The sequence below is a fragment of the Campylobacter armoricus genome (assembly GCF_013372105.1).
GTDB classification, from domain to species: Bacteria; Campylobacterota; Campylobacteria; order Campylobacterales; family Campylobacteraceae; genus Campylobacter_D; species Campylobacter_D armoricus.
In genome coordinates, this window is record NZ_CP053825.1 from 546,904 (window position 1) to 560,570 (window position 13,667).

The following is a 13,667-nucleotide window of genomic DNA, read 5'->3' on the forward strand; positions in this document are numbered from 1 at the left end:
CTATTTATGCAAAAGTTTTTTATTGATATTATGAGTACATGGCAAAATACTAGGTTTCCTTGGGTTTTAATGATAGTTGTAACCGCAGGCCTTACTTTTATAGCTCATTTTTTATTTCAAGAATACCTTTTTATGGAGCCTTGTGAGCAATGTGTTTATATTCGTTTTGCAATGCTTGTAATGGCATTTGGTGGAATTTTAGCCTTAATAAATCCAAAAAATGATATTTTAAAAATTTTTGCTTATACTTTTGGTTTTTGGGGGATTTGGCTTGGTATAGAATATTGTATATTGCTTAATACCATTCACGAAGTAGTTCATTCTGAAAATCCTTTTGGAGGCGTAGATGGGTGTAGAGAAATTCCTTTATATCCTTTTAATCTAGCATTACACGAATGGCTTCCTGGCTGGTTTTTACCAACAGGTGAGTGTGGAATGGATACTCCTGTTGTTCCAGAAGAAGCATATGGAACTTTAAATGCTTTTCAGAAGTTTTTTGTTGGAACTCCTCCTGATTTGGAAGATGGGCTTTATAGTAATGGCTGGTATTTAATACCAAGTATTAAATTTATGAATATGGCTATAGCTTGTTTAATAGCTTTTTGTTGTTGTTTAGTTGCTTTAGGTTTTATGTTTATAGGTTATATATTATCAAATTCTAAAGCTAGAATTTATGCTGGAGTTGTTATTGTTTTGGTTGTTTTGCTAAAATTTTTAGGTGAACCAAATACTGAAATAACTTTAATTTCTTTAATGTAAAGGTGTTGAAATGAAAATTAGTAAAATTGTAAGTGTTGTATTGATTGCAAGTTCTGTTACTGCAGTAGCTCCAAGTGTAACTTTTGCTATGGGTGGGCCAAGTGGGGCAAAATTAGATTGGCAAATTCAAGGTAAAATAGGTGCTGTAAAATTAAACCCTTATGGTTTGTCGCCTCTAACAGCTGTAATTATGGATGGAGGATACAAGTTAAGTAATGTTAAAGTAACAATAGAACCAAAACCAGGTGGTCAGGTTATTTCTTATAATGTTGATTCTAAGAGAATAAAAACTTATGGGGGGATACCTATTTTTGGTCTTTATCCTTCTTATTTTAATACCGTAAAGGTTAGCTATACAAAAACTGCTTTTGGTAAAAGTGAAAAAGTTGTCAATGAAGTGTATAAAATAGCAACTTCAGGAGTTTATATAGAGCCTGCTGGAAATACTGCACAAAGGGGAGTTCCTTTTGAAAGTGTTGAAGTTATAAAAGTGGATAAAGGTTTTCAAGATAGATTGTATTTAGTTAATAACGCACCAGGAAAGCAAAATGGTAAAGGCTCTCAATCTGTTTGGAATAACCCAGCAGGTGGTGCTATGGAATGGGATGAAAATTCTAATGTTTTTATTATAGATACCAAAGGCGAAATAAGATGGTATTTTGATAATGCTAAATTAATGGATTGGAATAATATTTACAATCGTGGTATTATGATGGGTTTTCATCAAAATGAGGATGGTGCTTTAACATGGGGATTTGGTCAAAGATATGTAAAATATGATTTAATGGGTAGAGAGATTTTTAATCGTCAATTACCTTTAGGTTATATTGATTTTTCTCATTCTATGGATAATATGCAAAATGGTAATTATCTTTTAAGAGTTGCTTCTGTTAATGTGAAGCGTCCTGATGGAAAAAATGTTCGCACTGTAAGAGATGTGATTATTGAAGTAGATAAAGATGGAAATGTGGTAGATGAATGGAGGCTTTTTGAAATTTTAGATCCATATAGAAATAATATTATCAAAGCTCTTGATCAGGGTGCTGTTTGCTTAAACATAGATGCAAGTCAAGCAGGTAAAACATTAAGTGATGAAGATTTGGCTAAAATGGATGAGAGTGATGCATTTGGTGATATTGCAGGTACTGGTATAGGAAGAAACTGGGCTCATGTAAATAGTGTAGATTATGATCCAAGTGATGATAGTATAATTATATCTTCGCGTCATCAATCTGCTATTATAAAAATAGGTCGTGATAAAAAAGTTAAATGGATTTTGGGTGCACATAAGGGTTGGAAAGATAAATTTAAGAATGTGTTATTACAACCTGTTGATAGTAGTGGTAATAAAATTGTATGTGATGATGAGTATAGCAAATGTCCAGGTTATGAAAACGAGGAAGGCGGTTTTGATTTTACTTGGACCCAACATACAGCTTTTAGAATAGATGAAAAATCTGATAAACGATATATTTATATTACTGCTTTTGATAATGGTGATGCAAGAGGTATTGAACAACCTGCTTTTTCCGCTCAAAAATATAGTCGCGCAGTTGTTTATAAAATAGATCAAAATAAAAAAACAGTTGAACAAGTTTGGGAATATGGAAAACAAAGAGGTAATGAATGGTTCTCTCCTGTTACTTCTTTAACAGAGTATCATAAAGACAAAAATTCAATTGTAGTTTATAGTGCAACAGCTGGTATGAGTTTTGATTTAAGTAAAGGTGTTTCGGTTGGTGAGCCTAAGCCTGAAATTGATGAATTTAAATGGGGAAGCAAAGAACCTTCAGTGCAAATTAGATTTACTGGAACAAATTCTGGCTATCAAGCAATGCCTATTGATTTAAATAAAGCTTTTGGCATTAAATAGTTAAAATCCCAATCATTATATGGTTGGGATTTTAAATGATAATTAAAAAATAGTAAAATTTAACATGATATTACCTGTTTTATTGCGATTGTTGCTTCAAATATGGGTCTTAAATTAACATTAAAATAGTTTGGTCTTAAGCAGCTCTTGATTATTATAGAGATTGGTGGTATAAGATAGTGTTTAAATGCTGATGAAGTTAGAGAGTTTTTGATAATATTTGCAAAAAAGGTAGTATGATGGGATTTTTCCAAACTAAAGCTTGCCAACATCTTGTATATATTTTTCTTATTCAATGATGGAAATATTAAATGAAAATTTCTTTTAAGGATGGCTATAGCAAATATTATCAAAGTTTAGAGCAAAGTGTAGCTTATCTTGATAATGAGAAGAAACAAAACACCTTCTATATAAATTCGTTTTAATGATTTTAGAATAGGTTTGAGCAAACCCTAAATAAATTTGATAATATAAAGGGGTAAAAACCCCTTTATATTATAAATATCCTGCACTTAAAGCTAAGAAATATCCAGCTATACAAGAAACGATAACACCGATTAAACCTGGTAAAATAAAGCTATGATTTATAACAAATTTTCCAATTTTTGTAGTGCCTGATCTATCAAATTGTATAGTTGCAAGATCGCTTGGATAAGTTGGTAAAATATAATATCCATAACAAGCTGCTGCAAAAGCAATGATAATGCCTGGCTCAACACCAATTCCTAGTGCAAGCGGGACAAATGCTGCAATTGCTGCTGCTTGAGAATTAACAAATTTAGAAATTAATAAAAGCATAACTGCATAAGTCCAAGGGTGTTCTATAACGATATTTCCTAAAGATTCTTTCATCATAGGAGTATGCACTGCAAACATAGTATCTGCCATCCAAGAAATTCCAAAAACAGCTACTAAAGCTATCATACCTGATTTGAATATTTCATTTTTTGCAATTTTGCTTGCATCAAGTTTGGTAAATATAATCAACGCTGCACCCGCTAAAAGCATAAACATTTGAATTACTGCGACCATATTCATAGGTTTAGTAACGCCTTTTGAAGTAAATTGAGGTCTAAGCTCTGGGAAGGCTCCAAGTATAGCTACTATTGCAATAGCACCTAGGAAAATCCACATAGCTATCCATTGAATAGTTGGAAGTTTTTGACCAAGAAGAGTTTTGCTATCACCATAGATGTATTCTCTTTGTTCTGGATCTTTGATTCTAGTTTGAAAATCTGCATCTTTATCAAGATCTTTTCCTCTAAACCAAGAAAAAATTCCTATAGCTAAAACACCTACTAAAGTAGAAGGTATAGTAATAGCAAGTAAATCTACATAACCATCAAAACCTGCTAAAGGATGTTTGTTAATTTCTGGATTTAAAAGTAGTGCTGTTAAGCTTACAACAGCAACTGAAACAGGGCTTGCGATGATACCAAGCTGAGAAGAAATACTAGAAGCAGCCATTGGTCTTTCTGGGCGTATGCCGTTTTTAATAGCAATGTCATAAATAATAGGCATCATGGTATAAACAACATGTCCGGTTCCGCAAAGCATGGTTAAAATACAAGTTACAAAAGGTGCTAAGATGGTTAAAAATTTAGGATTTTTTCTTAAAACTCTTTCTGCAATTTGCAACATTACATCTAAACCACCGCTAGCTTGTAATGTTGCACTTGCAACAACAACAGCTAAGATAGTAAGCATAACATCAATGGAGGGTTTTCCAGGTGCTACAGCAAAACCAAAACTTAAAACTAATAAACCTATACCGCCTAATAAACCTAGAGCAATACCTCCTTTTTTCGCCCCGTAAAAAAGACAAATGAGTACTACGGCTAGTTGGATACTAAATTGAATGCCTTCACTAAGGCTAGTAAGCATTTCCATACTCTCTCCTTGTTTTAAAATATGCGAGAGTATAATGTAAGTTTTATTAATAGTAAATAAAATTTTTTATATTTTAAATAAATATTTACCAATATTTTGATTTTATTTGTCAAAATATTGGTTTTTTTGAGATTATTGATAATTTTTTAAAATATTAGTGAGAATTTTACTGATTTTATCAATGGAAGCTATTTCACATTTTTCATCAGTGGAATGAGGACTATATATATTTGGTCCTATGGAGCAACATTCTAATGGTTGTTTTTCGCTTATAATACCACATTCTAAACCAGCATGTATAGTATAAAGCTTAGCTTTTGGATTTTCTTTTTTAAAATAATTTAAAATTTCTTCTCCAAAACTAGTGTCTTTATTTTCCCAAGGTGGATAGAAATTTGCACTTGAAACTTCACAATTTTGCATTTTAAAATATGTTAAGGTTTCAAATTCAATATTTTTTAATTCTTCTAGATTGTTAGATCTTGCAAAAAGCTCAAAGTGAAATTTTCCATTTTTTTCGTAAGCTAGTGAAAGATTAATACTTGTTTGAACTAAATTAAGTCGATGATTAAAAGTTCTAACTCCTTGTGCAAAAGCATTAATAATATTTAAAATAATTTGAGAATTTTTATAGTATTTTCTTTTAATTTTACCTAAGTGTTTTATTTTGAAATACTTATTTTCTCTTGGTGGGTTTTTAAAAAAAACTATTGTTTTAGCGTGTTTTGGTATAGAGTTTATTCTCTCACCCGCACTAAATTCACAAAGTTCGCCTTGATTTTGAGATATGAAATAACTTACTTCTTTAATAGATGATTTGATGTTTTTAATAATATCAATTCCTGAATGTCCACCTTTGAAATTAATAGCTTCTATTTCATAACAATCTTCTTCTTTTTCTTCAAAATCTATAATCAAATCAGCAAAAATATCTACTCCACCTGCACAGCCTATAACTACTTCATCATCGTTTTCATGGTCTAAATTTAAAAGTTTATTTGAAATTATAGTATGCGAAAGATTATTTGCTCCACAAAGCCCAACTTCTTCATTATTTGTAAAAAGACATTCGATATTTTCAAAATCTTTTAAAGCTTGCATCATTAAAGATACTCCTATACCATTATCTGCACCTAGACTTGAATTTTTTGCCTTTAAATATCCATTTTCTTCATATATTTGTATATTCGGAGCTTCTCCCATGCAAACCATATCATAATGACTTTGTAAGCAAATTTTTGGTTTTCCTTTATATGCGTGTATATTTCCAACTTCATCAATATCTACTTTGCAGTGTTGATTTTTAGCAAAATCAACAAGGAAATTTTTTAATTCTTCGGTGTGAAAACTACAATGAGGTATTTTAGTTATTTGTTTAAAATTTTGTATAATTTCTTGCATAAATTCTCCTTTTTATTGTAATTATGGCATATTTTTATATAGATGAGGTTTAAATGAAATTTTCTAAAAAACAAATTAATCTTATAATAGATTTTATAAAAGATCCTAAAAAATTTCTAATTATAATTTTTTTGATTACCTTTGCTTATGTTTTAAATTATGATAACAACTCTTATATTAAAGCTAAAATAAGCCATGTGATAGATGGGGACACTGTAGAGGTTTTTTATAAAGACGAGAGAATTATAATTAGACTTTTTGGTATCGATGCCCCAGAAAAAGATCAAGCTTATGGAAAACTTGCTAGTCGATTTTTAAGTTCTATCGTGTTAAATAAAGAAGTGATTTTAAGTGTAAAAGATGAGGATAAATATGGTAGAATTTTAGCTATTATGTATTTAAACAATAAAGACATAAATCAAGTTATGGTTAAAAATGGTTTTGCTTGGGCTTATGAATATTATAGCGATTTATATTTAAATGAACAAAAACAAGCCAAAAAAGATAAAAAGGGATTGTGGGAAGATGAAAATCCTATAGAGCCATATAAATGGCGCAAGCAAATAAAATTGCAAGGAATGTAAGAAATGTTTAAGAAAATATATTTATGTGGATTTTTAGTTGTGTTGCTTTGTGGGTGTTTTGTAAATGAAAGAGGAATTTCAAATCGTTTTTATGATGATTGTAAAGAATATTATGATGCAAGTGGAACTTACCATAAAGAATGCCCAAAGAATTGGGTGGATCTACCATTAACCCCCGAGTCCTTTTAAAGCAGCTTTAAGTTCTTCTTGCGAGGCTTCTTGTTTAGTCGGTTCTTCTTGAGTTTGATTGCTTGAGCTGTTTTGATTTTGCTTTAATTTAAAGATATGATCATCGGTGGTTATAACTTGAAAAGAGGCATCAAAAATTTTTATTTCATTTACAAAACCTACTACTTTAACCTCTCTTTTTCTTGAATCATCACTAAATAAAGCGCTAGCTTCTAAATTTAAAATATCTCCAACTTTTAAAGGTGCATAAAAAAAACTTCTTGAGCCTATTAAGACACTAAATTCTTTATTAATTGCAGCTTGAGCTATGTAATTTGCTGCATTAAATACAAATCCACTATGCACTAACCCTAATTCATCCACTGCCATATCATGAGTTGTGATTAGAATTCCTTTAGCGAAATTTTTTTCTATATGAGAAATACTTCCTGCTAAAGTATTATTTATCCCAGGACAAGTTATAAGTTCTGATTTAATACGATTTAATTCTTCTGGATCTATTAATTCTTCAATACTAACAGCACTTATTGTTTTTGCCATTTTTACACCTTTAATTTAACATATACTCTTTTTGGTGCTTCATATCCTTCGCATGTTAAATTTGAGTCATTTTGATCTAAAAATTGATCTAAAGAATATGAGTCTATCCACTCTGTTTTTCTTTGTTCAATTTGATCAGTTTGTTTAGTTGCTAGAACTTCAAATTCACTAAATCCGGCCCTATAACACCAATTTCTTAAACCTAATATCGACGGAATAAAAAAAATATTTGGTATTTTTGAGTAAGTTTTTTGAGGAATGAGTGCTATTTCTCTTTCATCTTCTATATACATAGTATCTAAGAAAACTATACCATTTTTATTTAGGGATTGTTTGAGTTGTTTTAGCATAGCTATAGGATCACTACGATGATAAATCACTCCAAGGCAAAAAATAACATCAAATTTAATGTGATAATCTGGAACATCAGCTACACCTAAAAGTTCATATTGCAATGGAGTTTTTGCAATAGAATTTAAAAGTAAAAATTGCAAATAATACTTAATAGATGGATCAAATCCTATAATTTTTAAAGGATTAAATTCAAGCATCTTAAACATATAATAACCATTGTTGCACCCAATATCTGCTACTATTTTGTCTTTGATACAAGGCATATAATTTTTTAAGATATTAAATTTAATAAAACTTTGCCATTCTGTGTCTATAAATAAATCATTAATTCTAAAAGGACCTTTACGCCAAGGTTTTAATTCTAAAGCAATGTCTTTAATCTCATTATCTAATTTTTTATCACAAAAGATGTCAAAACTTTCATTTATAAAATAATTTGAGTTTTGTATTTTTATACCAAGTTCTTGAATTTTTTTATATAAAGAGTTTTTTAAAACTTGCTTTAACAAAGCATTATTTTGCATTTTTTTCCTTGAAAACTCCCTTTGGTTTATAGGGAGTTTTTATTACTGAAGCAAACTTGCTAGCTTGGTTTGTAATACTACATTTGAGTGTGCATTTGCAAATAAAAATGCATTTTCTTTAAGATAATTTGCATTAAAATCATTGATATTTTGTGCTAAATCATTATTTTGTAATTTGCTTTCAGCATCTTTAGTGTTAATACTGGTTTGTAAAGATGAATTGATATTAGAATTAATAGCATTAATTCCAGCCCCAATATCTGCACGCAATGAGCCTATTTGATCTTGGAAACTACGAATTCCTTCTTGATTATCAAGGCTTAAATTTGCAGTGCTTGGCTGGTTTAAATTAATGTTTTCTACTCCAGTACCAACAACAAAATCCATACTTTGGAAAACATTTTTTCCATTAAAAGTTGCATTAGAAAATGCATCATTGATAGAAGTTACAAGTTTGTTTGCTTCAGTATTTAACATACTTTTTTGTCTATCGTTTAAAGCAGCATTATTTGAGCGTATTGAAAGTTCATTAAGCTTATCTGCGGTAGCTGATATATTATTCAAAGTTGAATCAGCAATTTGCAAAACTCCTATTGAATCATAAGCATTTAAAATACCTTGATCTATAGTGTTGTATTGGCTTCTTAAAGAGTCCGCTATGGCTAAATTTGATCCATCGGTTCCATCAATAGCACGCATTGCGGCTATATTTTCTAATGCTTTTTCTTGATTTTTTTGAGCTTGATTTACATAATGATTTTGTTGAGTTGTTCCTATGTCGCCTATTTTCATCTTTGACTCCTTTTAAAGACTTATTTTATTATATCACTTTTTGTTTTAAAATTTAAAAAAAACAAAATTACTTGAGATAACATTATAATTTTCATTACAATTTCACTCGCACCATGAATTTTTGTAAATTCTTGAGTTTTAGTTGCCTCTTCTCCTAGGCTTTGTGCTTCTAAAACATAAGCAGTAAAGTAAAATACAAAAAGCAAACTTAGTGCCAAAATAATCAAAGAAAGCATAAATTTTGAAAAATTTATTTTAAAAGTCAAATTTTTGTCTTTAAATGAAAAAATTTCCATAAGAATAGATAAAATACTTACACCTAGTAAAATATAGCCAAATTGAACAAAAATATGTGTCATTAAAAGCCCACTTTGAAAGTGAGATAAAACTCCCTCGCCTATAAATTTGGCAGGATAAAATATGGTTGGTGCTAAAAATACACCTATGCTAATTTCAATACCAATTAAACTTGCAAGTAAAAATAAATATATTGCTTTCATTTTTTCTCCTAAAAAATAATTATAGTTTAATATTTTAAATTCCAAGCAACAAAGGCTCTATCAAAATTATTATAATCTTTATAAAATTTTGCTTTAAAATTATTTTTTTCTAAAAGCTCTTGTAAAATTTCTTTCTGATCATATCCAAATTCACAAGCTAAGACTTTTGTTTTTTGATTTTTAGCAAAAAGAATGATTTCGTGCAAAATTTCCCAGCCATTATCTCCGCCAAATAAAGCATTATGCGGTTCATTTTGCACCCATTTATCTAAGGGATAAGTGTTTTTAATATATGGAGGATTAGAAAAAATAAAGTCAAAATTTCCTTGTATGTTTTTAAAATCACAAAGTTGAAAGTTGATTAAATTTGAAACATTATGAAAATCTGCATTTTTCTTAGCAAGCTTTAATGCTTTTGGATTAATATCACAAGCTTGTATAAAAATTTGTTTTATTTTTGCTAGACAAATACTTAAAATTCCACTTCCAAAGCCTATTTCAAGTATATTTTTAAAAGAATGATGATTTAAAATTTCTAAACACTTTTCAAGCAATATTTCGCTATCAAAGCGTGGTATTAAAACACCCTTTTCGGTAAAGAAATCAAGACCATAAAATTGTGTTTTTTTAAACAAATACTCAAAAGGTTCGCCGTTTAAAAATCTATCTATATAATCAAAAAATTTTTTTTCATCAATTTGAAATTCAGGGTTTAAAAAAATCCAAGCTTTGTCTTTTTGTAATAACTCACAAAGAATAAAAAGCATATATTCTTTGTGAGTAGGATCTTTTGCGTAGGCTTGTTGCAAAGCTTTGTTGATTGAAATCATTGCAAAGCTTTAATTCTTTCATAAATACAAGGATGACTTAGATGAAAAAATGTGTAAATTTTACTCGTTTTAACAAAGGCTTTATTCTCTTTTGCTAAAGCTATTAAAGCACTTTTCATATCTTCTTTAGAACTAAGTTTTGCTCCGTGTAAATCAGCATTAAATTCGTTTTTTTGACTCATTTTGTTAAGTAATGGGGAAACGATGAAAGTAAAAATATTTCCAAAAATTAATAAAAGTGCAAAAACTCCAGCATTTACTCCATCAAGATGGCTTTCAATATAAAAAAAACCTGGTAAATGTGCGAAAATAAAAAATAAAGCAAAAAGCATTAAAGCACTAGCGGATAAAGTTTTTATCAAATCTTTATGCACAAAATGTCCTAGTTCATGTCCTAAAACAGCTATGAGTTCTTTTTCTTTTAAGGCGTTTAAAAGCGTGTCAAAAAGTACTACTCTTTTGCTTTTAAATAAGCCACCAAAATAAGCATTTAATCTTTTATCTCTTTTGCTAGCATCAATAACATAAACACCATTTGCACTAAAACCACATTTTTGCATTAAAATTGTGATTTTTTCAAGTAGATTTTCATCTTCAAGTTTTTTCATTTTGTTAAACATTGGTGCTATGAGAGTAGGGTAGATGAGATTTATGATAAGTATAATTGTAAAGCTTAGAATGAATGCTACCATCCACCAATAAGTGCTAAAAAATTCAAAGCAAAATACCAAAGCATAGATAATTAAAAAGCCAAAAATAAGCATTAGAATTAAAGATTTGATACTATCTTTGACAAAAAGTGCTAAAGTCATATTAGAAAAGCCGTGTTTTTTATCCTTAATAAAGCTTTCATAATAGCTAAGTGGTAAATTTAAAATACTAATAATCACTAAAAAAGTAAGTAAAAATAAAGTATTTTCCAAGGTAGAATTTTCTTTTATAAATATCTCTTTTAAATATAAAAAACCAAATGCAATCCAAGAAATATTGATAATTAAGTTGTAAAAATTAGAAAAAATTTTGTATTTTTCATTTTCCATGGCAATATCCGCAGCATTTTTATAATCACTTTCTTCTAAAATAACTGCTTGTTTTTCTTTTTCTTTTTTTAAAAAAGAAATTTGCATATAAGATATGAAAATCAAAAAAGCTGTGTATATACATAAAATAGTTATTAAAGTCATAGTTTTTCCATATATTTTTTTAAAAGTATGCAATAAGAAAGTAAATAAGCATAGGTAATTACCTATGCTACATAAGAAGAATTCTTGATGATATTAATTTTTAGAATGAATATTTAACACCAATATTGCCAGTTATATAAGTTTCGTCGGTATTGTCATCTTTGTTACCTAGGATTTGTTTAGCACCTATACTTAGATCAACAGAGAGGTTATCTGTTACACTAATGTTACTTCCAATAAGGATTTTACCAAAAGTTTTATCTTTTTCTGCACCAGCTATATGATAATTCATATCACTTCCTGTAAAACGACCTTTGAAGTCATTACCATTAGTTGCAAAAAATTGTTCTATTTTTGGGGTGATATAAAAATAATTACTACCATTAAATACTTTTCTAAACTCTGCTCCAATTTCAGCGCTTGCTGCAAAACTATCCATTGAATAAACTTTTTGAGCCCATATCCCATTTTCTGTATAATCTGGAGTTTTTCCATAGTAAAGATTTAATCCTATTAATGGTTTAATAGCAAATTTATCACCCATATCAAACACATATCCATATGCACCACTTGCACCTAAGAAGGTTTGGGTATAGTCAGATTTATTGTTGGTTCCATTTAAAAATCTTTCTTGATCTGTAAAGCTAAATTGTGCATATGTTTTAATATCAAATTCGTGCTGACCATTTGTAATTCTTGAATATGCACCAAATTGTAAATTATCTGCATCTTGACTGATAGAGTTATAATTTAATTTAGAGTCAGCATATGTCAAATATGCACCAAATAATACTGAGTCGCTAAATTGTCTATCTATACCTAGTGTAATACCATATACAGAATCACTTTCACTACCTATCATATTTGCTCCACCAAAAGCATTAGACCAAACACTATTTTCACCTTGACTTCTATCTTGTATCATTCTAGTTGAAATAGCCATTTCATTTGCTAGATTAATAACTTGAATAGCACCTTGACGATTAGAATTATTTGCACTTTCTCTAGCTGAATTTATTACATTTTTAACTTGTTGTGCATTGCCTACCATAGCATCAGTTAAAGCACTACCCGCTGCTTGTTGTCTATTTGATCTTAATAATGAAGCTAAAACAGCATCAATTTGCTGATTAAATGCTGTTGTTGAATTGTTTAATCTATCTATTTCAGCATTTATCTTTTCTATAATCTTTTTAAGCTCAGCATCAGGATCTTGTTGGTTTTTATTTAGTGATGCTGGTAATCCTATTAGTGCTTGCAATTGTTGGTTTAGTTGTGTTAATACTTCTTTTTTAGCGGCAATTAAATTCTGACCAATTTCATTTGGTTTATAATTTTTCCAAGCTGAAGTATCTGCTTGAAGATATAAAGAATTTCCAATAGTTGCAAGTTTGTATTCAAGACCATTGATTTCAATTTCAATCGCATTTGTAGGAACTAAACCTCCTTTTGGAGTATAACCTGGAGTTTTTCCTGTTAATACACTGATAAATATATTTTCATTTTTATCAATGTAAAATTCTTTATAAACGCCTGCTGAATTTGAAGTTGTAAGATTTTTATTAAAACCACCATCAGCACTTAATAAAAAGATACCATTTTCACTTACTGGAGCATTGCTAACTTTAAATCTTGAATTTGTTATATTTGCTTTTCCTGTTATATGAAAGCTATGATTACCATAAAAGTCAAAATTTGCATCTGTTGCAGCAAAATTACCTTTTAAAAATAAAGAACCATTTGCACTTTGACTTCCTAAGGTTCCATTAGAAATGGCAAGATTAGCATCATTTTCTAAAAATAAATTACCTTCTATAACACCTGTATTACCTACATTTAAAGAAGCATTTGTACCACTAAATTTTAATTCTTGTGCTTTAATATTAAAAGAATAAAATTTATCTTTTCCTTCTGCTTGTGCATAATAATGACCAATTTCTGCATCTTGTGTTGAGCCATCTATATTAAAAATACTTTTAGCAGCGTCTATATTTAGGTGGTTAATAAATTTGTTTGTTTTGCCATCAAAACTAGAACCGATGACAGAAGAGATATTGTAAGTAGAACCTGTATCTTTTTCTACTATGAAAGAATAGTTTCCATTTTTATTTTCATCTTTTAGGCTAGAATCTGTAAATGATATCCCCCCCCCTACAACAGCATGAGCTGAACTAGCTACCATAGTAGCAACACAAGTTGATAGAAAAATTTTTCTTGAATTTTTCATTTCCTAACTCCTTTATAAAA

General features: G+C 29.3%; 13 protein-coding genes. 4 read left to right on the top strand and 9 right to left on the bottom strand.

Annotated elements, in window-relative coordinates; all coding sequences use genetic code 11:
- Window positions 1–6 precede the first annotated feature (6 nt).
- Both dsbI and CARM_RS02845 read left to right on the top strand, forming a co-directional pair.
- Entirely contained in the window at window positions 7–759 is a 753-nt protein-coding gene (dsbI, locus tag CARM_RS02840; protein ID WP_139424744.1) for a protein-disulfide oxidoreductase DsbI, read from the top strand.
- 10 nt (window positions 760–769) lie between these two features.
- On the top strand, window positions 770–2,632 hold the full coding sequence (locus CARM_RS02845) for an aryl-sulfate sulfotransferase (RefSeq protein WP_139424746.1): 1,863 nt from the start codon (window positions 770–772) through the stop codon (window positions 2,630–2,632).
- A 495-nt stretch (window positions 2,633–3,127) separates the two neighbouring features.
- On the opposite strand, the gene CARM_RS02850 is transcribed toward CARM_RS02845, so the two are convergent.
- Window positions 3,128–4,522, bottom strand: a complete 1,395-nt coding sequence (locus CARM_RS02850; protein WP_139424748.1) for an anaerobic C4-dicarboxylate transporter — start codon at window positions 4,520–4,522, stop codon at window positions 3,128–3,130.
- Window positions 4,523–4,654: 132 nt separating this feature from the next.
- Window positions 4,655–5,923 (bottom strand): M20/M25/M40 family metallo-hydrolase, encoded by a 1,269-nt coding sequence (locus tag CARM_RS02855; RefSeq protein ID WP_139424750.1) that lies wholly within the window; start codon window positions 5,921–5,923, stop codon window positions 4,655–4,657.
- Window positions 5,924–5,976: 53 nt separating this feature from the next.
- On the opposite strand from CARM_RS02855, the gene CARM_RS02860 reads away from it, so the two are divergent.
- Together CARM_RS02860 and CARM_RS02865 are read left to right on the top strand one after the other, a co-directional pair.
- The gene (locus tag CARM_RS02860; RefSeq protein ID WP_139424752.1) at window positions 5,977–6,507 is read left to right on the top strand and encodes a thermonuclease family protein; all 531 of its coding nucleotides are present in this window, start codon (window positions 5,977–5,979) and stop codon (window positions 6,505–6,507) included.
- Window positions 6,508–6,510: 3 nt separating this feature from the next.
- Window positions 6,511–6,696, top strand: coding sequence for a hypothetical protein (locus tag CARM_RS02865; protein WP_139424753.1), 186 nt, complete (start codon window positions 6,511–6,513; stop codon window positions 6,694–6,696).
- Here CARM_RS02865 and CARM_RS02870 read toward each other — a convergent pair.
- The 7 genes from CARM_RS02870 to CARM_RS02900 all read right to left on the bottom strand — a co-directional run bounded on the left by CARM_RS02870 (window position 6,676) and on the right by CARM_RS02900 (window position 13,647).
- Window positions 6,676–7,236, bottom strand: coding sequence for a hypothetical protein (locus CARM_RS02870; RefSeq protein WP_139424754.1), 561 nt, complete (start codon window positions 7,234–7,236; stop codon window positions 6,676–6,678). The genes CARM_RS02865 and CARM_RS02870 overlap by 21 nt on opposite strands.
- 2 nt (window positions 7,237–7,238) lie before the next feature.
- Window positions 7,239–8,114 carry a tRNA 5-methoxyuridine(34)/uridine 5-oxyacetic acid(34) synthase CmoB gene (gene cmoB / locus CARM_RS02875; RefSeq protein ID WP_139424755.1) on the bottom strand — a complete coding sequence of 292 codons (876 nt, stop codon included), beginning with the start codon at window positions 8,112–8,114 and terminating at the stop codon, window positions 7,239–7,241.
- Between the two features lie 42 nt (window positions 8,115–8,156).
- Complete coding sequence (locus CARM_RS02880; RefSeq protein ID WP_139424756.1) at window positions 8,157–8,906, bottom strand: flagellin; 750 nt, start codon at window positions 8,904–8,906, stop codon at window positions 8,157–8,159.
- A 20-nt stretch (window positions 8,907–8,926) separates the two neighbouring features.
- On the bottom strand, window positions 8,927–9,406 hold the full coding sequence (locus tag CARM_RS02885; protein WP_139424758.1) for a DUF4149 domain-containing protein: 480 nt from the start codon (window positions 9,404–9,406) through the stop codon (window positions 8,927–8,929).
- A 26-nt stretch (window positions 9,407–9,432) separates the two neighbouring features.
- A complete protein-coding gene (gene prmC / locus CARM_RS02890) occupies window positions 9,433–10,233 on the bottom strand; it encodes a peptide chain release factor N(5)-glutamine methyltransferase (RefSeq protein ID WP_412842185.1) in 801 nt (266 codons plus the stop codon).
- Entirely contained in the window at window positions 10,233–11,420 is a 1,188-nt protein-coding gene (locus tag CARM_RS02895; protein ID WP_139424762.1) for a M48 family metallopeptidase, read from the bottom strand. Before CARM_RS02895 ends, prmC begins: the two co-directional genes overlap by 1 nt.
- A gap of 100 nt (window positions 11,421–11,520) precedes the next feature.
- Complete coding sequence (locus CARM_RS02900; protein WP_176300991.1) at window positions 11,521–13,647, bottom strand: autotransporter family protein; 2,127 nt, start codon at window positions 13,645–13,647, stop codon at window positions 11,521–11,523.
- Between the last annotated feature and the right edge of the window lie 20 nt (window positions 13,648–13,667).